The sequence below is a fragment of the Tenacibaculum retecalamus genome, assembly GCF_027941755.1.
GTDB lineage: Bacteria > Bacteroidota > Bacteroidia > Flavobacteriales > Flavobacteriaceae > Polaribacter > Polaribacter haliotis_B.
Genome location: NZ_CP115916.1, coordinates 2286847 through 2308992 on the forward strand (window position 1 = coordinate 2286847; position 22146 = coordinate 2308992).

Below are 22146 nucleotides of genomic sequence, written 5' to 3' on the forward strand. Positions count from 1 at the left end.
TTATCCTTTTTGTAATTCGTTAATACATTCTTTTAAAGAATCTCTCCAATATGGAATTTCAACATTAAAGTCCTTCTTAATTCTTGATTTATTCATCACAGAATATTGGGGTCTTTTTACCGTTGTTGGATATTCCTTTGTTGTTATTGGGTGAACATTACAATCTGTTTTAGACATTGTCATAATTGCTTTTGCAAAATCATACCACGATGCTACTCCTTCATTAGAATAATGATAAATCTTATTTTTTTTATCAATTTTTTCTTCTTTTACAAGTACATCTATACAGGTCTTAGCCAAATTTTTTGCATATGTAGGTGTTCCTATTTGATCAAAAACAACATTTAAATTCTCTTTTTCCTTTCCTAAACGAAGCATTGTTTTAACAAAATTATTACCATAACTAGAATACAACCAAGATGTTCTTATTATTATCGCTTCAATAGATAAATTTAATAAGGCTTCTTCTCCTGCCAATTTCGTTTTTCCATAAACCCCTTCTGGATTAACCTCATTATTTTCGGTGTAAGGAATAAAACTTTCTCCACTAAAAACGTAATCAGTAGAAATATGAATCAGTTTTCCTCCGTTTTGTTCAATTGCTTTACCTAAATTAAAAACTCCAGTAACATTAATTTGTGTTGCTTTTTTTATTTCTTTTTCGGCAGTATCTACAGCTGTGTATGCAGCACTATTAATAATCGCTGTTATTTTATTTGATTGAATGTATTCATTTACATCATCAAAATTACTTATATCTAAACTTTTTGAGCCTTCGAAAAAAAAGTAAAGTTGAGGATAATTAGAGGACAATTCTCTAATTTCTGAACCTAATTGACCATTTGCTCCTGTAACTAATATGTTCATGATTAATATTTAAATGGACTTTTAAAATCTTTTAAATACTCCAACTTGGTATCTTTATCTGATAAATGTATTTCTGCTGATTCAATTTTCCAATCAATATTTAATTCTTGATCGTCCCATTTTATTCCACAATCATGTTCTGGAGCATACTTATTATCTACTTTATAAGCAAAAATTGCAGTTGCTGACAACACTACGAAACCGTGCGCAAAACCTCTAGGTATAAATAACTGTTTCTTATTTTCTTCTGATAACTCAATAGCTACGTGCTTTCCATAATTCGGTGAGCCAATTCTTATATCAACAGCAACATCCATAATCCTACCCTTAATACAACGCACTAATTTTGCCTGAGCAAATGGTGGTTTTTGAAAATGCAGGCCTCTTAAAACACCTCTTGTAGACATGGATTCATTGTCTTGTACAAAAGTGGTGATTTTAATATTCTCATTAAATTGTTGCTGATTGAATGATTCTAGAAAATAACCTCTTTCATCTTTAAAAACTCGAGGCTCAATAGTTACAATGTCTTGAATTTCAGTTTTGGTAAAAATCATTAGAATTATTTTAATAACGAATCAAATTTACTAATAATAAATGGAGTACAGGTTTCTTTTAAAAATGAAAAAGAGCTCAACGCTAAAGTAAACTTAGTATTGAAATTGATCAGATTCCTGCCTTTGCAAGAATGAGGTTTTTTGATGATGCATTGCTCAAATAAATGCAACCTGTCATTGTTTTAACAATACCGTACTTCACGTCAACCTGAGCTTGTTTCAGGTTCGCATTACTACAATTAGATCTTGGATGCGATGCTGAAATAAATTTAGAATGACTCTACTACACTATTGAGTTATGAATTTAAACGAATATGTTATTACTCTTTTACTAGGTTCAATAAATATTGTCCGTAACCATTCTTACGCAATGGTTCAGCTAGCTTCCTTACCTGTGCCTTAGTAATATAGTCCATATATAAAGCAATTTCTTCTAAACAAGCTACCTTTAATCCTTGGCGTTTTTCTATAGTTTCAATAAACTGACTGGCTTCTAATAAGGAATCGTGTGTACCGGTATCTAGCCAAGCAAAACCACGTCCCATAAGCTGAACTTTTAGCGCGTCATTTTCTAAATAATGTTGATTCACCGAAGTAATTTCCAACTCTCCTCTTTCTGATAGCTGTACTTTTTTAGCGATATCAATAACATTGTTCGGATAAAAATACAAACCTACCACCGCATAGTTCGACTTCGGATGTGCTGGTTTTTCTATGATCGACAAAGCATTACCCTTATCATCAAAATCTACCACGCCGTAACGTTCTGCATCTTTTACGTAATACCCAAAAACAGTTGCTTTTTTAGCATTTGTAACAGCCTCTTTTGCCAACTGTAACATTTCTGGTAATCCGTGACCATAAAAAATATTATCGCCTAAAATTAAACAAACATCATCATTCCCTATAAATTCTTCACCTATAATAAACGCTTGCGCTAATCCATCTGGCGAAGGTTGTTCAGCATAATTTAATTGTATACCTAAGTCTGTCCCATCCCCTAACAACTTCTCAAAATTCGGTAAATCTTCAGGGGTAGAAATAATTAGAATTTCTTTAATACCTGCCAACATCAATACCGACAACGGATAATAAATCATCGGTTTATCATAAACAGGAAGTAGTTGTTTTGAGACTCCTTTTGTTATGGGGTACAATCGTGTTCCAGATCCGCCAGCTAGTATAATTCCTTTCATAAGGTAAATATATAAAGTATTCCTGATTTTTAAAAAATCAGAAATATAAAGCTCAGAAATTACCTGAGCTTTGTTTTATTTTTTTATTAAGTTATAAACCGATTGTTTAATTCGTTCTCTGTCTTCGTTCGTTAAATTTGAACCACTAGGTAAACATAAACCGTTTTTAAACAAATCTTCGGATATTGTTTCTCCATAATATTCACAACCTTTAAAAACAGGCTGTAAATGCATTGGTTTCCATAGTGGGCGAGATTCAATATTATCTTTTTCTAAAGCTAAACGAAAATCTTCAGTACTAAAACCAGTTTTTGTTTTATCAATAACGATAGCACTTAACCAATGGTTAGAGAAATAGTTTTTAGTAGATTCAGTAAATACTGTTATTCCATTAATGCTTTGAAATAAATTTTGATAAAATTGATTATTGGCTCTTCTTAAACCAATATGTTTATCTAGCACTTCCATTTGACCACGACCAATTCCTGCAACAATATTACTCATACGATAGTTGTAACCAACTTGTGAGTGTTGATAATGCGGTGCGTTATCACGTGCTTGTGTTGCTAAGAAAATAGCTTTCTGTTTGTCCTCTTCGTTTTTACAAACTAAAGCGCCACCTCCAGAAGTGGTTATAATTTTATTTCCATTAAATGATAATATTCCAAAATCACCAAAGGTTCCGCATTTTTGATCTTTGTAAGTAGATCCCAAAGCTTCTGCTGCATCTTCAATTAATACAATATCGTATTTATTAGAAACAGCTACAATTTCATCCATTTTAGCAGACATACCGTATAAATGAACAACAATAATAGCTTTTGGTTTTTTATTTTCTGAAATTCCTTTTTTTATTGCTTCCTCTAAAGCCACAGGACACATATTCCAGGTATCTTTTTCACTATCTATAAAAACAGGATTTGCTCCTTGGTATTTAATAGGATTTGCTGATGCTGAAAAAGTCATACTCTGGCAAATAACGTCATCCCCATACTCTACAGCAGATAAAATTAATGCTAAATGTAAGGCTGAAGTACCTGATGCTAAACAAGCAACTTTTGAATTTTTACCTAAATACGATTCTAAATCTTTTTCAAAACCAACTACATTTGGTCCTAGTGGAGCTATCCAATTCGTATCATATGCTTCTTGCACATACTTCATTTCATTTCCTCCCATGTGCGGTGAAGAAAGCCATATTTTTGATTTCATAACTATTAATGGAATTTAATTGGTTTTGCAGGGATTCCTACAGCTGTGCAATTTTCTGGTAACGATTTAGCAACAACTGCTCCAGCACCAACAATTGTATTTTTCCCAATTATTAACTGATTGATAATTTTTGTTCCTGTACCAACATATACCCCTTCTTCTATTTCTACTTCTCCTGAAATATTAACAGAAGGCATAAATGCACAATAATCTTTAATTATTGTATCGTGTCCTACTGAGCACATTAAATTTAAAATAACAAAATCTCCAATCTTAATATTACATGTAATAATTGTTCCTCCGCAAATTATAGAACCTTTACCTATTTCTACATCATCTTTTGATATGGAAGCACCTGGATCTATGATACTAGGATAAACAATGCTTGTGTTTTTTATTTGATTAACAATTAAAGCTTTAACTACAGGGTCGCCAATTGAAATTACCAAAGCTAACTCTCCCTGATCGTAATCATTTAATTCCTTTACTCCTCCCAATACAGGATATCCATTAATAAGATTACCTTTCTTTAAACCATCATCATAAAAACCAATAAACTCAAAGGTATTTGGTGAACTCTCATTAATTTTATCTAAAATTGTTTTTACTTCTCTACCAAATCCTCCTCCTCCAAAAATTGCAATATTCTTCATAATTCTTTTATTAATTGTTTCCATAAAAAGCTTCCATTGTGGCTTGCCCTTCTTGAGAGATTCCTTCTGATTTAAATATTTTTAAAAAAGTTTTAAAAAATATTTTTACATCTAAAAAGAAACTCAAATTGTCTACATAATCTATATCATATTCAAATTTTCTCTTCCAACTAATAGCGTTTCTTCCATTAACTTGAGCTAAACCTGTAATTCCAGGTTTTACACCATGTCTTCTTTTCTGCTCTTCATTATAACGAGGTAAATATTCTACTAAAAGTGGTCTGGGACCTATTAAACTCATATCCCCTTTTAACACATTTAATAATTGAGGTATCTCGTCTAATGATGTTTTACGAACAAAATTACCAAGTTTTGTTAACCTAAGTTCATCTGACAATAAGTTCCCTTCAACGTCTTTTTTATCGTTCATAGTTTTAAACTTAATGACCTTAAATATTTTTTCTTTTTTACCTGGTCTTTGTTGGAAGAAAAAAGGTTTCCCGTTATTATTTATCATCAGTAAAATTAGAACAACAATAAATACTGGACTCAATAATATAAGACCAATTATACTTAATAACACATCAGATATTCTTTTAATAAAATATTTATACATTGTATTATAATAGTTTATATTCAGTCAATAAAGCTTCCCAAACAACTTTTTGTTCGTAACGTTCGCTTATCATTGTTCTTGCGTTTTCTTTCATATTAGTATTTAATACTATTTTTTTCATAGCATCGTATACAGCCTCTTTATTTTTTACTGGTATAATAAATCCGTTTTTATTTTCTTCAATAATTTCATTACATCCATTTATGTTTGAAACTATACTTGGTAAGCCCATTGCACCGGCCTGCATTACTACATTTGGAAAACCTTCTCTATAACTTGGAAATACCAAAGCATTTGCTATTGCAAAAAAAGGACGAACATCATTCATAAAACCAACAGAAATAATTTGCTTGTTATTATTTATTGCTCCTCTTGTACTACTCTTTAATGGATCTAATTCATCTTCAAATGGCTCTACTAACAGTAGTTTTACAGATTCTTTTTCTTTTGACAGTTTATTAAAAGCTTCTACTAGTTCATTAATTCCTTTATCTCCAACAATACGTCCTACAAAGATAAATACAAAATCATCTTTTTTAATACCTAACTGTTTCTTTAATTTGGCATTATCTTCTTTCAGAAACAAACTGGGGTTAAAATGTGTTGTGTTTATTCCATTAGAACTTCCATTAGCAATCACTTTAAGTTTATTGGTGATGGTAAATTTATTTTTTAAAATAATTTCTTGTAATCCGTAAGAATTAGGATAAACTTTGGTTGCACATTTATATGTTAATTTTTCTACAAAATTTAGCACCTTTCTTTTTCCCCCTCTTGCTTCTAAAAGAGGTAAACCTGCTACAGTGTGTAATCTATTTGGCACTCTTGCTAAATAAGATGCTAGCATACCAACAATACCTGCTTTTGGTGTATGTGTATGTACTATTTGTGGTTTTTCTTTTTTTAAAAACTTGTAAAGAAAATAGGTTGCTTTTAAATCTTTAAATGGAGTTATTTTTCTTGTAAGTTTAATATAAAAGGTATCAACATCTTCCTTTTTACCTATTTTTTTTAATTCTTCTCTACCAGAGCTAATTGCAGTAACTTTAAAATATTTTTTCATGAAAGCCATCTGCCCTTCAATCAATTTATCTAAAGACATTGGAACTGTAGTGATTCTTACTAACTTTGGTTTATTCATTTTTCAGTAGCTTTGAGTATACTTTTTCATATGACGAAACCATCTTTTTTATATCGAAATCTTCAGCTCTTTTAAAACACTTATCTGCTATTTTAGTATAAAACTCTTGATCTTCAGTTAATTCTAAAATTAACTTAGTAAGCTCTTTTACATCCCCTACTTCAAATAACAATCCTGCTTTACTTAAAACTTCAGCTAAACCAGAAACATTAGTACCTATAACAGGTTTTCTAACAGCCATACCTTCAATAGCTGCTCTACCAAAGCCTTCCCAATGACTAGATATAACAACTATATCTGACTTTTTTAAAATAGCACCTATGTTTTTCTTCATTCCTAAAAAACTAACTTTTTCTTCAACTCCTAACTTTTTTGTTAAGTTCTTACATGTTTGTATTCGTTCTCCATCTCCAACAAAAAGAACATGAAAGTTATCAGGTAAAACCGCAATAGTTTTTATCACCGTATCTTGATCTTTAGAGACTCTAAAACCAGCAACTTGTACTATTATCTTTTTCCCTTTAATTCTTGTTTTAATATCCTGTGAAAGTTCTTCCTTCGCTTCTTTCTTTACTTTGCTTATATCAACTCCATTATAAATTACACAAACACTATGTTTTCCTTTTAAATGATCTAAAAGATTTTTCTTAGTTTCTGGTGTTATTGCTACAATTTCGTCATACTGCTTATAAATTATTCTGTCAGTAATTTTTAATAAAAAATTGTCTCTTCTTTTGTTATAAGTACTATGCTCTGTATAAATTAACTTAGTTTTTGACCTTGTTATTATTTTAGCTATACCTACCCAATATAATGCAGGAAAAAGACTTACATGAACAACATCATACCTTCGAAGCAGCTTGCAAATTTTTAAGGTAATGAATGGATTATATATATTATTTCCTTCTCCTAATTTTTTTATATTTACATTATTATTTATTAATTCTTCTAAAAAAAATGTTTTAGCTCCATTTAATAACAAAACATCTACAGCAAATCCATTTTTAATATGATAAGGCACATTTCCAGCTACAGATCTTTCTGCACCGCCTATGTACAAGGAATTAATTACCCTTAAAATTTTCATCTGTATCTATTATTTTTTTTGTTCATCTAACCAAGCCTGAAAAACTATGACATCCCATAATTGATTTTCCCAGTTTCTCTTTTTAGATAAATGTTCTTTCCATTTATTCCTAACTATTTTTACATTAAAGAAACCTTCCTCTTTAAGTCTTTTTTCGTTTATTAAATTTTCACACCAATCTTTTAAAGCGCCTCTTAACCATTCAGCTAAAGGAACTGCAAAACCCATTTTTGGTCTTTCAATTAACTTTTTTGGCACATATTTATATAAAACTTCTCTTAACACCCACTTATCAACCCCTTCTCTAATTTTAAAGTTTAGAGGTAAAGACATGGCAAACTCAACAATTCTATGATCTAACATAGGCACCCTTGTTTCTAAAGAGTTAGCCATTGCAGCCCTATCTACTTTTGTTAAATTATTATTAGGCAAATAAGTAATTAAATCTGTAGCCATCATTTCTGCTAAATAAGAATCTACTTTTAAAGATCCTTTATTAAAAGTAGTAGGCACATTTTCGCTATTTAAAACCCAATCTGTTGATTGTAAGTTATGAGACATAAAACCTAAATGATAAAACTCCTCTCTATTTTTAAAACCTAACAGAGGGCTCATTTTTAAAACCTTATCAACTAAATTAATTTCTTTTCCTGTTCTGCTCTTTTTCCCTTTAAAAGGGAATAAACATGCTCCTAATACTCCTTTAGGTGTATTTGTTATTCCTGTTGAAATTCCTTTTCTTATAAAATAAGGAATTTTAGCAGATTTGTTCCATGATTTATTTGCTAACCTATATCTGTCATAACCACAAAATAATTCATCACCAGCATCTCCTGTTAAACTAACAGTTACTTTTTCTTTTGCTATTTTAGACACTAAAAAGGTTGGCAGTAGTGAGGCTTCAGAAAAAGGTTCTGTATAAATTTGAGGCATTTTAGGTACAATATCTAACACGTCTTTATTAGACATATACATGTCGTGATGATTTGTTCCAATATGATCTGCTACCTGTTTAGCATATTCTGCTTCATTATATTCCTTTTGTTCAAAACCTATAGAAAATGTATTTATTTTTTTTTTTGATTGTTTTTGCATTAATGCAACTATGGCACTTGAATCTACACCTCCAGATAAAAATGCTCCTAGTGGCACATCTGCTTGCATTTGTTCTCCTACAGATTTAGTTAATAATTCATCTAATTTAAAAACCGCTTCTTCTGGAGAGCCTTTATACTTAGGTTCTGAATTTTTATTTGCTATTCTTGTAGTAGACCAGTATTCTTTTTTTGAAATATTTTTAGTACTTATATTTATAGTCAATATATGTCCTGCCTCTAACTTAAATACATTTTCATAAATTGAGTATGGTTCTGGAATCGAACTGTGTTTTAGAAAAAGTGCTAAAGAATTTCTGTTTATTCTATTAGAAAAAAGTGGTACAGAACTAATTGATTTTATATCTGACGCAAAAACAAAGTTATTATTTACCCATCCATAATAAAGAGGTTTTTCACCCATTCTATCTCTAACTAGAGACAATTTACCTTTCTTTTCATCTATTAAAGCTATTGCAAACATACCTACCAATTGATCAATAGCAACATCTAGCCCCCACTTTTCTATAGCTATTAATATCGTTTCTGTGTCTGATGTACCTTTCCAATCAATTCTAAACTCTTTATTTAGTTTATTTCTAATTGATAAATGGTTATAAACCTCTCCATTAAAAACAATTTTATACCTATTTGATGGTGAAATCATAGGTTGGTGACCTGTTTCAGACAAATCTACTATAGATAATCTTGCATGCCCTAAACCTACTTTAAAATTTTCATTATAATATATACCATTACTATCTGATCCTCTATGATTCATTTTAGAAATCATAATATTTAAAACATCTGTATAATTAATTATATTACTTGAAATAAACCCAGTAATTCCACACATAATTTTTTACTTTTTACTTTTTATATAAAAATATAACATACCTCCCAAAGGTACTGCCAATAATGTTAATAATATTGGATTCTCTTTTTTTAAAAAATCTATAATCTTTTAGCATTATAGAGCTAGATATAAAATGAATTAAAGCCTTAAACCTAATTTTAAAATATTTAGAGTATTTAACTTCAATTGTTCTTGCAAACCTAAATCCCTTAGGGTGTCTTACATATTGTTTAAATATATTTCTGGTAGATCCATCATCTAAATACTCAACGATACACAAAACCTCATTCATACATAACAATTCGTAATCTTTATCTATCTGAAGAAATAAACTTCCTAATGGCACAAATTTTTCTTCTTTAAATATAGGGTATTTAGGGTACTTTTTTACCACCTCTGTTCTAAATATTAGTTTTTTATCTCCTGGAACCTTATGTTTATAATATAGATCTTCAAGGCTAGAACTTTTAATACTTTTAGGAAATTTTTCACCTAATATCTCACCATTCTTTAAAGCATCTAAACCAACAATACCTGCATATTTATCATCTCCGTTTTTTAACCAAAAATCAATTATTTTTTCTACAGCATCATCTGTCATATAATCATCTGAATCAATACAAACATTAAGTTCTGTATTAATATTAGCATACGCAGTATTATAACCACCATGCATCCCTAAATTATTTTGATAAACATACTCTATAATAATTTTATTTTCTTGACTCCACAAATCAACAAGTTCTTTAGTATTATCTGAAGAACCATCATCTATAATGAGCCATATAAAATCTGTTGATGTTTGTTTACATAAACTATCATAAACTTGATGCAAACAATAAGCTCTATTGTATGTTGGTGTAAATACTGTTAATGTTTTCATTTTAATTTTAATTGATTAGAAACATAAAATATGTAAATCCAAAATATAAAACCATAACTTTAGTTAAGACTTTTGGTTGATTTTTAAAAAATTGTTGTTTAAAAAACGGGTAAAAAATAACAATCGCCATCATAAACCATGATAAGTAAGCAAACCTATTAGAAAAATTTGCTCTAATTACTAATATCCAAAAAGCATTAGCTGCTAAATAAATATTAAATAACATTATATATGTTTTATCTTTAAATTGTTTTTTTATAATAAAAAAATATCCTGCATATACTGCTGATGCGCTATATAAAAGAAAGTCCCATCTAAAACCTGTATATGCAAAATCATCTCCATTTATATTACCCTGAGTTAAATAGCTCACCCTATCATCAAAACCAATTGAGGCAAATAAATTCTCCCAAAAACCACCTAAAATTAATGACAAAGGAATACACAATAACCAGCCCAATAAAAAATGCTTTGGATTTTTATATAATAAAGCAATTAAATATGCTGCTATAGGTATAATTGCACTAGAATGCACAAAGAATGCTATAGTTAAAAAAATATAAACATATTTTTTTTTCTTATTAATTAAAGAAAAAGCTAAAATAATTAAAGAAGTTGCAATTCCGTTTCTTATTCCATTAGTACCATAAGCCCAAAATGAAAATGAGCCCAAAAACATTAAAAAAGGTATATACATCGAATTACTAAACCATTTTTTACAAGCAATATATAGTGGTAATATATATAGTAACGAACACATTAAGAAAAAGGGTTTTGCAGTCATTATTGCACTACAAAACTTAACAAATACTTCCCAAAAAAATCTTTGGAAGTACGTATCATTCCCCCACCTGCATAGTATTCAAACACTCTATTATAAGTTGACATATCTCCGAAATAAGCACCACTTATAGGTCTTAAGCCCATATATAAAAAGACAATGAAAAATAATAAAAAAGAATTATAATTACTTTTACTTTTTTCTCCTTTTATTAAAGTTTTTAAACTGGCTGCAACGATTAAAAAGAGTAAAAACTTATAATATAATACTGTATAGTATTCTACCGGTATTAATGCCATAACGTTTTTTATTTTTTAAAAAGAGTTACCCATTTATCCATAATTATATCTTCATGAAACTTTATCACATTTTTATATGCGTTTTTACTGTACTCTTCTCGTTTTTTTTCATTTGTAATTAATTCGCTTAACTGTTTTGTAAATGATTCTATATCATTGTGTTTTACAATAACTCCATCTTCTTTATTTGAAATTATATTTTTTGGACCATGTGGCGAATTATACGATATAACTGGAAGCCCTGATGATAACGCTTCTAATAAAACCATAGGAAAGCACTCTGTTAAAGAAGTCATTGCGTAAATCGAAGCTTCTTTCATTTTATCTTCTAATTGGTTTGTTACCCCCTTCATTTCTATATTTTTAATCCCTCTTTGCTTTATAGTATCATCCAATTCCTTAACTAAATCTAGGTTGCCTTCTCCATATATATGAACAGACCAATCTTGATGTTTATTATAAAGTTGTTCCCAAACATCAATTAAGTGATCAAATTGTTTAACAGGAGCAATTCTACCTGCTGCTATAACAATTTGCTCTCTCTTACCTGACCTTATACTTGTGTTTTTATTAAAAAGAATAGCATTAGGTATTACTGTTAGGTTATTAGATTTATAATATTGCTTTTCATCATTATTTAACAGAACGACATGTGAATATTTTTTTTCAAAAAAATTATTAACTTTATTCATCATTTTTTTCATAAAGCTAGCGTTAACTATATCTTTTGATGAATAAAACCTAGAAGCATGAAACTCTCTAATTGTTTTTGTTTTTTTTGACAAAAGAGGTATAAAATAAAAATCAAAAGTGTAATTACATATCACAATGACATCCGGTTTTATCTCTTCTAATTTTTCTTTTATGCTTTTAAAGTGTTTTGGAACTTGTTTTAGATTATCTAAACTAAAATAACTTTTAGTTCTTGTATAATTTATACTTAAATCATGAAAATGTAGCTTTTTGTTCATCTCATAACAAAACGATTTTCCTTTTTGTTCACTCGTTATTAAATGTACTTCATATTTTTTATTTATAAAGTAATTAATCTTTTGGGCTAGTACTTTTTCTATTCCCCCATGTAAATATACCTGATCTGTACAGTAAACAATCTTCATATTACTTTATTAAATAACGTATTCCATTGACTAGCTATTTCATAAGAAGAATATCTTTTCACATTTTCTTTTGCTTTAAGCCCCATCCTTAACCTCAACTCTTTATCTTCAATTAATTTAATAAGTGTCTCTGAAAATTCCTCAATATTATTATTCTCAATCAAATAACCATCCTCATTATTCTTAATTATATCACCAGGTGCCATGCGGACAATCGTAAGATACGCACACTACCCCATAACTCATTGCTTCTATCAATACCATCCCAAATCCTTCCGTTCTTGAAGACATTGCAAATATTGAAGCTTTTTTATATTCACTTTCTATATTTTTAATTGGGTCATTCAATTCAATACTTTTATTTAAGTTTAATTTCCGGATTTTTTCTCCTAACTCTTTCTTTAAATTTTGTTTTCCAAATATCTTTAACTTCCAATCAGAGTGTTTTTTGTTTACTTTCTCCCATATATCAATTAATCGATCATAACCCTTATTAAAAGATTGAGTTCCTACAACTAAAACAATTTTCTCTTTTTCAAACGTTTTGTTTTCAATTTTAAAAGGTGATGGATTAGGTATAACAGTACAATTAACTTTTGGCCAATCAATAATGTTTCCTTTTGTGAGTACTATAAATTCATCAAACCTCTTGGCTTCAAATAACATTAGTTTTCGATTAACAAATTCTATACTTTTTTTTAAAATTGAAACTTTATTATTTTCAATAAAATTAAAATTAATTGATGCATGTCTTTCATATACTAATGGCGTTTTTTTTCCAAAAATAACAGGAAAAAGTAACCCTTTTAAACCGTCATCACACACAGAAATCACATTAGGTTTAATTATTTTTATTATTTTTTCAATTCCCTTTTTATATTTAAATAAATAAGAAAATGGGTTTCCTGATATTTTCACATCATAAAACTTAACTTTTGGATTAAACTTGTAAAACGTATTTTTATTTGCAGAATTTAACGTTAAAATAGCAACCTCATAATTAAACTCTTTAATAAGGTCATTTGTCTTAACGGCCAAAACACGCTCTAGTCCTCCAGAACCATGAACTCCATTTGTTATATATAAAAGTTTCATTTACTTTTTTGAAATAAATTTCATACACTTTTCTTTTAAAGGCTTAGCTAAAGAATGGTGTTTTTCAAAATTCTTAATTATTGTTTTCTCAGTAATTTTACCATTTAATTTAAAATTTGCTTTAAACTCACCTGTTTTACTATTAACATCAATTCTATTAAATAATTCTAAGATACCTTCAAACCTACAAGAATCTACAAAACTATCAAAACCGTTTACAAATATAACAGGTGTTCCCATTGCTAGACACGGTAGCGCACAATGAATTCTAGATGTTATTACTAGCTTCGCTTTTGCATATTTTTTTAATAAATCTTCTGCCATCGCAAATTTCTCTTCAGTTGTGTGCGTATTTGCAGGTGGTTCTTGATTTACATAAATAGCCTTATCCAATAAAGATTTGTCTATAATTTGTTTTAAATGTTTTTTCCTTTTTCCTATACTAAATATAGAACCGTTTAATATACTTTTTACAAATCTTTTAAAATTATAAGTAACTTTTTTATAGGTAGTATAACCATATAATGGATCTACAATATAAATATCATTTGTCCTTTGACTATCATCTACTTTATAGCTATCTAATGTTAAGGTTAAACAACCAGTAAAATACGCTTCAATTCCCTTTTCGTTAAGTGTGTCTGCAGTATATTGATCTCTACATCCTATAGGCTCGTGTTTTTTTAAATAAGTAACCCCTTTACTAGTAAGCATATGTGGTGCTGCGGTATTATTTAAATGGAAAGAAACAAATAAAGGTTCTATATTATCAGAAGGAATCCAATTATGAATGTTATGGGTAAACCAACCATTCATAATTAGCTTTATTTTCTCTCCTTTATAATCTGCTAATTTTTCTCTATTAATATACTCGTCTACTATAGGTAAAAATTGTTTTGCTGCTAAGCTTTGAATATTATCTCCTACATTATAAAATTTTTCATTTTCTTCGTATTTTAATAAACCGTATTTAATCATTTTCTTTGTCTTGTTTTTAAATAATATTTAAATGCTTTAGGGAATTTTTTTTGTAATCTAAATTTCACTCTAGCGATTTTTGATGTCTTAACATCAGTATTACTTAAAGAAAATAAAATAGCATTATTTAGTTCCTTAAGTTTTTCTAATTCTAATTCTTCATCTTTTAAGATAAAAAGAGTATGATTCGATTTTATCTTCTCTGAAATTTCCCACCAAAAATACTTAGTTCCCTTGGAAGAAATTCCTTTTTTAAATATCTTTATTATTTCATCATATATTTTTTCATCAATATCAAACCCATATTTAGACGGTGATTCATTATTGAGAAGAATTGCAATGATTGTTCTACAGCACTTTTCACATCTAGAACAATTTACTTTTTTATTTAAAAGAGAATAACACACCCTTAAGTTTGCTGTTTTATTAATTTTCTTAACAAAACCAACTATAAAATCTATTTTATCTTGCCTCTTTAATTCATAACCATCATGTATGATACTTGTACCTCCCCATTTAATATTATTATCTATATCCGGTGTTGAACCCCATGCTATATCAATATTATCAGTATATGACGAAGCTATATAACTTTCTTTGTAACCTTTTACAAATGAAAGAGGAGCAATAAGTCCATTTAAAGCTAATCCATGTTGAACTTTACCCCACCAACCTAAATTAGGTAATAATAAATCTACTTGATGTGTATAAAAAGCTCTCAAGTTTGATTCTATATAATGCTTTGTGTTATTACTTAAAACTTCTTCTCTCTTATTTAAAAATATAATTCTCTCCCATTGTTCTGTATCCTTAATTTCTACATCAGCCCCATGGATTGTTATTAGATCGGGGATTTTATCAAAATTTCTAAAATAAGTAGTATAAGCATCAACTCCTCCACTAAACAACATTGCAGTTTTAGTTGTTTCGTAATTGTTTTTTATTACTTTTTTAACTACAACACCACTTTTAATTGTACTTATTTTGGGGTGTGCTTTAATGAATTCACCTTTTAAAACATTAATAGCTGCCATAAAATCTTCATCCAATTCATCTAAATAAATTTCAAATCCTACAAACCAAGATATTGGAATAATATTTGACAAAAAAGGTATAATTGCAAGACTCTTGGGAGTGCTAGAAACATCAACATCAAAACTACAATAGAACTTTTCCTTTTCATTAAAAAATCTAGACAACTGTTTAGTGTAAGAATAATCATAAATTATTTTCTTACCTGATTCGCTAAATTTTATCCCTTCAATTTTAAACATTTTTTTTTCTATTAAAAAAAGGTAATATGTTTTTTACAATTTCTTTTTCACTTTGATTCATTCCTAAGTGAAAAATTAATGCTGAATATATTATAAGAAAACATACTACTTTCAAAATTAATCCTTTCCAACCATCAATTGTTATAAAAGTAATAAAATAGCTTAAAGCCATTATTAAAATAAAAGTTGGAATAATTTTAGATGCTAATTTCAAAAAGAATAACCCAATTTTTAATTTTATCACCTTATAATAATAGTAATTCATTATAATTTGGCTAATAACCCAGCCGATTGTGGTTCCTACAACCATTCCTTTTACTCCATAATCTTTCACTAAAAAAGCTCCTAAAAGAGTACCTAAACTTAAAAAAAATATATAAACAATCGCCTTGAATGAAAATTTACTTTTTGCTTCTAGAATTAAATGAGCAAATGATTGTACTAAAGCAACAGTATACCCTAACATTATTACTAAAGCTATAAACCATGAATCTTTATATTTATCTCCAATCCATAAATTCACAAAATCTTCTCCAAAGAATATAAACCCCCCTAGTATTAAAAGCAATACAAGGAGTGAGATTCTACCTATCTTAATCATCATTAATGTTAACTCTTCAGCAGAAGATTCATTTACTATCATTTTTGTTGCTCTCGGCAAAAAAACGCTGGAAACAGCTGTTGAAAAAGCACCATAATAAGTACCTAACATAATACCAATAGCGTAAATAGCTACTGTAGTTGTATTTGTTAATGTACCTAATACAACTTGACCAACTTTCCATTGAAATTGGTTAACTAAAGCAAAAATAAAAATCCATATAGAGTAGGCGAAAATTTCTTTTACCAAAAAAAACTCAAACTTATCTACCTTAAAAACAACTTTTAACTTTTTAAACACATAAAAACCATTAAATAATATAACCAAAAGATTCATTATAGTATCTAATATAACCAAACCTATTGCGTCTTCACCTATAGTTAATAAAGCAACAACCATTATAGACCTAACTATATATCTTATTATATTTACAGTTCTTGGGTAAACAAAATGTTCATATCCAGAACAGATTGCTGTAAAAGCTCCTCCTGGTAAAGTAATTGCTAAATTAAATATTAAAATTACAAACATTATTTTTGCTTTCTCAATCTCTTGAAGAGTTAGAGACGATGAAAAAACATATTCTATGTTAAAATACATTACTACACCAATTATAGATATAATAGTTGCAATAACCATGTAAATTAACATTGTGGTTCCTAAGAAATTTTCTTCTCCTATTTTATCTTTTTCTGCTCTATATTTAGCCACAAACCTAACTATAGTATTGTTTAAACCTAAATCTAAGACACTTATATACCCTACAAAAGCACCTATTAAAGTATACAAACCATATTCTGCATCTCCCAATTTTGTAATAATAAAAGGCGTAAGTATTAACCCTACTACATTGGTTAGAATAATTGTAATATAAGATAGTATTGCTCCTTTTTTTAATTGACTCATTCTAAAAACTATAATATATTTTATTACTTTATAAAAGGGTGCCTAATTCCAGAAAAAATTATTTCTTTATTCCTGATGTTGTGTACTATTTCAATAGATTGCCTTGCATCTTGCAATCCATAACCATTTCCTTTTAAAATTTCTTTATAACTATCTGTATGCAATTCTGTAAATCCTCTACTAAATTCTAACTCTTCTCCATCTACAGTTATAGAGCGATAGGTTCTTTGCCCTTTTAACTTAACTTCTTTTGGTAAAGTATTTTCATCGATAGATAAAAACCAACGGACTCTAGCTTTTTCAAATTCTAAATAACCTGCCGATTTATCTTTTTCTTTTACATGAACGATATTCTCTTGTACTTCTCCAAAAATCCATGAAAGCATATCGTAAAAATGGACACCAATGTTAGTAGCAATTCCTCCTGATTTGCTTTCATCTCCTTTCCATGAAATATCATACCAATTACCTCTAGAGGTGATGTATGTTAAATCAACATCGTATTTAGTACCTTTTGCTTCTTTTGCTACTTTTTCTTTTAACGCTATAATACTAGGGTGCAAACGTAATTGTAAAATTGTGTTTATTTTATTTCCCGACTCTTTTTCAATACCCTGAAGTGCATCTACATTCCAAGGATTTAACACTATCGGTTTTTCACAAATAGCATCTGCTCCTCTTCGTAAAGCCATCCTAATATGTGAATCATGTAAATAATTCGGAGTACAAATACTAACGTAATCTAATTGTATGTTTTGCTGACGTTTAATTTTTTCTATATGCCGATCAAAACGTTCAAACTCCACAAAAAAATCTGCATTAGGAAAATAACTATCCATTATACCTACACTGTCAAATTTATCCAAAGCAGCTACCAAATTATTATTAGTGTCTTTTATGGCTTTCAAATGACGAGGAGCTATGTAACCTGCAGCACCAATTAATGCAAAATTTTTCATTATAATGTTTTATCTCTTATGGTATCAGAAAGTATATTTTTCACATCATACACAACCGCTTTTTCTTCCTTTAAAGATAAAAAATCTAAATCTTTAAATTCATTATGTGCAACTGCTAATACAATTGCATTAAACTTTTTAGCGGTTAATTTGTTTATTGATACTAATCCATATTCCTTCATTACTTCTTCTTCACTTGCCCAAGGATCATAAATAGTTACATTTGTGCCATATTCTTTTAAAGCTGATATTACATCTACTGCTTTGGTATTACGCACATCTGGACAATTCTCTTTAAAAGTAATTCCTAAAACTAAGATTTCGGCATCTTTAATACGAACATCTTTTTTAATCATCAACTTTACAACCTCAGATGCTACATAATCTCCCATACTATCATTTAAGCGTCTTCCTGCTAAAATTATTTCTGGGTGATAACCATACTCTTGCGCTTTTTGTGCTAAATAATAAGGATCAACACCAATACAATGCCCTCCTACTAACCCTGGCTTAAATGGTAAAAAATTCCATTTTGTTCCTGCAGCCTCCAAAACATCATGTGTATTAATATTCATTAGACTAAATATTTTCGCTAATTCATTAACGAATGCTATATTTATATCTCTTTGAGAATTCTCTATAACTTTTGAAGCTTCCGCAACCTTAATTGTTGGCGCTAAATGTGTGCCAGCTGTAATAACAGATTTATATAAGTTGTCAACTTTTTTTCCAATTTCTGGAGTTGATCCTGATGTAACTTTTAAAATTTTGTCGACAGTATGTTCTTTATCTCCTGGGTTAATTCGCTCTGGTGAATATCCTCCATAAAAATCTTTATTAAAGATTAATCCAGATATCTTTTCTAATACAGGGATACACTCTTCTTCTGTTGCACCTGGATATACTGTAGATTCATAAACTACGATATCCCCTTGTGATAATACATGGCCAACAGTTTCACTAGCTTTTACCAAAGGCGTTAAAACCGGTCTGTTATTTTTATCTACTGGGGTTGGAACTGTAATAATATAATAATTACAATCTTTTATATCATCTATATTTGTAGAACAAAACAATCCTTTTTTATTTAAAGAAGACTCCTTAACTAAAACAGACTGTAAAACATCATTTGAAACCTCTAATGTAACGTCGTTTCCTGACATTAATTCTGCAACCCTATTTGTATTTATATCAAATCCAACCACTGAGTATTTAGTTGCAAATAACCTTGCCAATGGTAAACCAACATATCCTAATCCTATTACTGCAATTTTTGAGTGATTCATTTGTCTTATTTATAAGTTTTGCCAATACCATTTTACAGCTTCTTTTAAACCTTTTTGAAGCGAAAATTCAGGATTATAATTTAATAATTCTTTAGCTTTTTTTACACTTGCATGCGAATGTGGAATATCTCCATTTCTCTTAGAGCCATATACTATTTCTATTTTTTTGATAGAAGAATCAAATTCAGAAAGATATTCTTTTAAATAACCTACTAATTCATTTAATGTATTTCTATCTCCAAAAGCAACATTATAAACCGTATTTACTGCTACTGTTTTATCAGCTACCAAACTTAACATATTCGCTTGTATCACATTATCTATATATGTAAAATCTCTAGAATATGTTCCGTCGCCGTTTATTATTGGAGATTCACCATTCATTAATTGACTTACAAACTTAGGTATTACTGCTGCATATGCACCGTTCGGATCTTGCTTCCTTCCAAAAACATTAAAATAACGTAGTCCGATTGTTTCTAACCCATATGTTTTTGAAAAAATATCAGCATACAACTCGTTAACATATTTTGTTATCGCATAAGGCGACAAAGGCTTACCTATAATTTCTTCTTCTTTAGGCATTGATTCTGAATCACCATACGTTGATGAACTAGCTGCATAAACAAATCTTCTAACACCTGCATCTCTAGATGCTACTAACATGTTTAAAAACCCAGTTACATTAACATCATTAGATGTTATTGGGTCTTTAATTGATCTAGGTACAGAACCCAAAGCTGCTTGATGTAATACATAATCAACATCTACAACGGCTGCTTTACAATCTTTTATATTGCGTATATCTCCTTCTATGAGCTTAAAGTTCTCATTTAACAATAAATGCGTCAAATTTTCTTTTTTACCAGTAGCAAAATTATCTAAACACGTAACTTCGTTCTTTTTATCAAGCAGCGCCTCACATAAATTCGACCCAATAAAACCAGCTCCTCCAGTCACTAAAACCCTCTTTCCTGTAAGATTTATATCCATATTATAAAGACATTATTTTAACTCTTTTTCAAGAAACAAACCTACAAAAAAAATAACACAAAATATTATAAACAAAAAAAGTCTCATCAAAATTTGATAAGACTTTTTGTGGGCAATGAGGGATTCGAACCCCCGACCCCCTCGGTGTAAACGAGGTGCTCTGAACCAACTGAGCTAATTGCCCGATTTTATTTTAATTCCTTCTCGGTGCGGAATGTTGTGGGCAATGAGGGATTCGAACCCCCGACCCCCTCGGTGTAAACGAGGTGCTCTGAACCAACTGAGCTAATTGCCCGATTTTATTTTAATTCCTTCTCGGTGCGGAATGTTGTGGGCAATGAGGGATTCGAACCCCCGACCCCCTCGGTGTAAACGAGGTGCTCTGAACCAACTGAGCTAATTGCCCTCAATTGCGGGTGCAAATATAGTATTGTTTTAGAAAAAAACAATACTATTCTAATTTAATTTTATAAAATTTCTGCAACAACAAACGTACTTCCTCCTACATACACAACATCTTCTTTACTTGCGCTTAACCTCGCCGCTTCAAAGGCTTGATTTACAGAATTAAACGAATCTCCTATCAGGCTATACTCCTTTGCTGCTTCTTTTAGTGTTTTTTCTGACATGCCTCTAGGAATCGCTGGTTTGCAGAAATAATAAACAGCTTCTGTTGGAAATAGTGGTAAAACATCCTTTAAACTTTTGTCAGAAACTACTCCTAAAACAATATGCGCTATTTTATATTTTTCTTTTTTTAGTTGATTTAAAGTATAACTCAAACCTTCTTTATTATGAGCGGTATCGCAAATTATTTTTGGCTGCTCCTGTAATATTTGCCAACGACCTTTTAAATTGGTATTTTTAACAACGTTTAATAGACCGTTTTTTATGTTTTTTGCTGTTGTTTTAAATTCCTTCAGCTGCTGAATAGCTTTTACTGCTGTTTTTATATTATTGACTTGATAATCACCTAATAAATCGGTTTTATAACTAAAGTCGTCATCCGAAGCAAATAGAATTTCAGCATTACAAGCATCCGCTTTAGCGATAAAAACACTTTCCACTTCTTTTTGACGCTCACCGACAACAACAGGAATTCCGTTTTTTATAATCCCTCCTTTTTCAAAAGCTATTTCGGGCAAGGTTTCTCCTAAAAACTGTGTATGATCTAATCCGATATTGGTTATCACCGAAACCTCGGGCGTAATAATGTTTGTAGAGTCTAATCGTCCGCCCAAACCAACTTCTATAATAGCAATATCAACTTGTTGTTTTTCAAAATAACCAAATGCCATTCCTACCGTCATTTCAAAAAACGACAAATGTTCTGTTTCTAAAAAGATTTTATTTTTTGAAATAAATGCAACGACACTTTCTTTATCTATTTCTTTTCCGTTTATTCGAATACGTTCGGTAAAATTTTTAAGATGTGGTGATGTATATAACCCCACTTTATAGCCTGCTTCTTGTAAAACACTAGCTATCATATGACTTGTAGAACCTTTTCCGTTAGTGCCACCTACGTGAATTGTTTTGAATTTCTTTGCTGGATTACCCAACTCATTACTTAAAGCAATACTATTGGTTAAATCTTTTTTAAAGGCTGTTTTACCTTGATTTTGGTACATTGGGAGTTGCGAAAACATCCAATCTAAGGTTTCTTGATATGTCATTTTATATAACTTCTAAAA

22 protein-coding genes and 3 tRNA genes are annotated in these 22146 nt (G+C 29.6%); all 25 read right to left on the reverse strand.

The annotated features are described in order from the left end of the window. The 25 genes from rfbD to PG912_RS10925 all read right to left on the reverse strand — a co-directional run bounded on the left by rfbD (position 1) and on the right by PG912_RS10925 (position 22128). Positions 1–867, reverse strand: a complete 867-nt coding sequence (gene rfbD / locus PG912_RS10805) for a dTDP-4-dehydrorhamnose reductase (protein WP_275687538.1) — start codon at positions 865–867, stop codon at positions 1–3. 2 nt (positions 868–869) lie between these two features. Beyond that, positions 870–1424, reverse strand: a complete 555-nt coding sequence (rfbC, locus tag PG912_RS10810) for a dTDP-4-dehydrorhamnose 3,5-epimerase (RefSeq protein ID WP_260586857.1) — start codon at positions 1422–1424, stop codon at positions 870–872. A 320-nt stretch (positions 1425–1744) separates the two neighbouring features. Then, a complete protein-coding gene (gene rfbA / locus PG912_RS10815) occupies positions 1745–2620 on the reverse strand; it encodes a glucose-1-phosphate thymidylyltransferase RfbA (protein ID WP_275687539.1) in 876 nt (291 codons plus the stop codon). Between the two features lie 75 nt (positions 2621–2695). Next, entirely contained in the window at positions 2696–3832 is a 1137-nt protein-coding gene (locus tag PG912_RS10820) for an aminotransferase class I/II-fold pyridoxal phosphate-dependent enzyme (RefSeq protein WP_275687540.1), read from the reverse strand. A 5-nt stretch (positions 3833–3837) separates the two neighbouring features. Beyond that, positions 3838–4485: an acetyltransferase gene (locus PG912_RS10825; RefSeq protein WP_275687541.1), complete on the reverse strand. Its 648-nt coding sequence runs from the start codon at positions 4483–4485 to the stop codon at positions 3838–3840. Positions 4486–4495: 10 nt separating this feature from the next. Beyond that, the gene (locus PG912_RS10830) at positions 4496–5101 is read right to left on the reverse strand and encodes a sugar transferase (protein WP_275687542.1); all 606 of its coding nucleotides are present in this window, start codon (positions 5099–5101) and stop codon (positions 4496–4498) included. Between the two features lie 4 nt (positions 5102–5105). Then, positions 5106–6242 (reverse strand): glycosyltransferase family 4 protein, encoded by a 1137-nt coding sequence (locus PG912_RS10835; RefSeq protein ID WP_275687543.1) that lies wholly within the window; start codon positions 6240–6242, stop codon positions 5106–5108. Further along, positions 6235–7329 carry a glycosyltransferase gene (locus tag PG912_RS10840; RefSeq protein ID WP_275687544.1) on the reverse strand — a complete coding sequence of 365 codons (1095 nt, stop codon included), beginning with the start codon at positions 7327–7329 and terminating at the stop codon, positions 6235–6237. Before PG912_RS10840 ends, PG912_RS10835 begins: the two co-directional genes overlap by 8 nt. Positions 7330–7338: 9 nt before the next feature. Then, on the reverse strand, positions 7339–9279 hold the full coding sequence (gene asnB, locus PG912_RS10845) for an asparagine synthase (glutamine-hydrolyzing) (RefSeq protein ID WP_275687545.1): 1941 nt from the start codon (positions 9277–9279) through the stop codon (positions 7339–7341). 13 nt (positions 9280–9292) lie between these two features. Further along, entirely contained in the window at positions 9293–10162 is an 870-nt protein-coding gene (locus PG912_RS10850; RefSeq protein ID WP_275687546.1) for a glycosyltransferase family 2 protein, read from the reverse strand. Positions 10163–10169: 7 nt separating this feature from the next. After that, positions 10170–10922 (reverse strand): EpsG family protein, encoded by a 753-nt coding sequence (locus tag PG912_RS10855; protein WP_275687547.1) that lies wholly within the window; start codon positions 10920–10922, stop codon positions 10170–10172. A 23-nt stretch (positions 10923–10945) separates the two neighbouring features. After that, a complete protein-coding gene (locus PG912_RS10860) occupies positions 10946–11242 on the reverse strand; it encodes a hypothetical protein (protein ID WP_275687548.1) in 297 nt (98 codons plus the stop codon). An 8-nt stretch (positions 11243–11250) separates the two neighbouring features. Then, positions 11251–12360, reverse strand: a complete 1110-nt coding sequence (locus PG912_RS10865; RefSeq protein WP_275687549.1) for a glycosyltransferase family 4 protein — start codon at positions 12358–12360, stop codon at positions 11251–11253. Continuing rightward, positions 12357–12566 carry a glycosyltransferase gene (locus PG912_RS10870; protein ID WP_275687550.1) on the reverse strand — a complete coding sequence of 70 codons (210 nt, stop codon included), beginning with the start codon at positions 12564–12566 and terminating at the stop codon, positions 12357–12359. The genes PG912_RS10865 and PG912_RS10870 overlap by 4 nt, the downstream gene beginning before the upstream one ends. After that, the gene (locus tag PG912_RS10875) at positions 12553–13455 is read right to left on the reverse strand and encodes a glycosyltransferase (RefSeq protein WP_275687551.1); all 903 of its coding nucleotides are present in this window, start codon (positions 13453–13455) and stop codon (positions 12553–12555) included. The genes PG912_RS10870 and PG912_RS10875 overlap by 14 nt, the downstream gene beginning before the upstream one ends. After that, a complete protein-coding gene (locus tag PG912_RS10880) occupies positions 13456–14433 on the reverse strand; it encodes a polysaccharide pyruvyl transferase family protein (protein WP_275687552.1) in 978 nt (325 codons plus the stop codon). It abuts the gene before it with no gap. Beyond that, positions 14430–15707 (reverse strand): hypothetical protein, encoded by a 1278-nt coding sequence (locus tag PG912_RS10885; protein WP_275687553.1) that lies wholly within the window; start codon positions 15705–15707, stop codon positions 14430–14432. Before PG912_RS10885 ends, PG912_RS10880 begins: the two co-directional genes overlap by 4 nt. Continuing rightward, positions 15700–17214, reverse strand: coding sequence for a lipopolysaccharide biosynthesis protein (locus PG912_RS10890; RefSeq protein ID WP_275687554.1), 1515 nt, complete (start codon positions 17212–17214; stop codon positions 15700–15702). Before PG912_RS10890 ends, PG912_RS10885 begins: the two co-directional genes overlap by 8 nt. 23 nt (positions 17215–17237) lie before the next feature. Beyond that, on the reverse strand, positions 17238–18173 hold the full coding sequence (locus PG912_RS10895) for a Gfo/Idh/MocA family protein (protein ID WP_275687555.1): 936 nt from the start codon (positions 18171–18173) through the stop codon (positions 17238–17240). Next, positions 18173–19459 carry a nucleotide sugar dehydrogenase gene (locus PG912_RS10900; protein ID WP_275687556.1) on the reverse strand — a complete coding sequence of 429 codons (1287 nt, stop codon included), beginning with the start codon at positions 19457–19459 and terminating at the stop codon, positions 18173–18175. Before PG912_RS10900 ends, PG912_RS10895 begins: the two co-directional genes overlap by 1 nt. A 9-nt stretch (positions 19460–19468) precedes the next feature. Next, positions 19469–20452 carry an SDR family oxidoreductase gene (locus tag PG912_RS10905; protein WP_275687557.1) on the reverse strand — a complete coding sequence of 328 codons (984 nt, stop codon included), beginning with the start codon at positions 20450–20452 and terminating at the stop codon, positions 19469–19471. 109 nt (positions 20453–20561) lie between these two features. Then, a tRNA-Val gene (locus PG912_RS10910) sits at positions 20562–20636 on the reverse strand. Between the two features lie 36 nt (positions 20637–20672). Then, positions 20673–20747, reverse strand: a tRNA-Val gene (locus PG912_RS10915). A 36-nt stretch (positions 20748–20783) separates the two neighbouring features. Continuing rightward, a tRNA-Val gene (locus PG912_RS10920) sits at positions 20784–20858 on the reverse strand. A 61-nt stretch (positions 20859–20919) separates the two neighbouring features. Further along, on the reverse strand, positions 20920–22128 hold the full coding sequence (locus PG912_RS10925; RefSeq protein ID WP_275687558.1) for a bifunctional folylpolyglutamate synthase/dihydrofolate synthase: 1209 nt from the start codon (positions 22126–22128) through the stop codon (positions 20920–20922). Between the last annotated feature and the right edge of the window lie 18 nt (positions 22129–22146).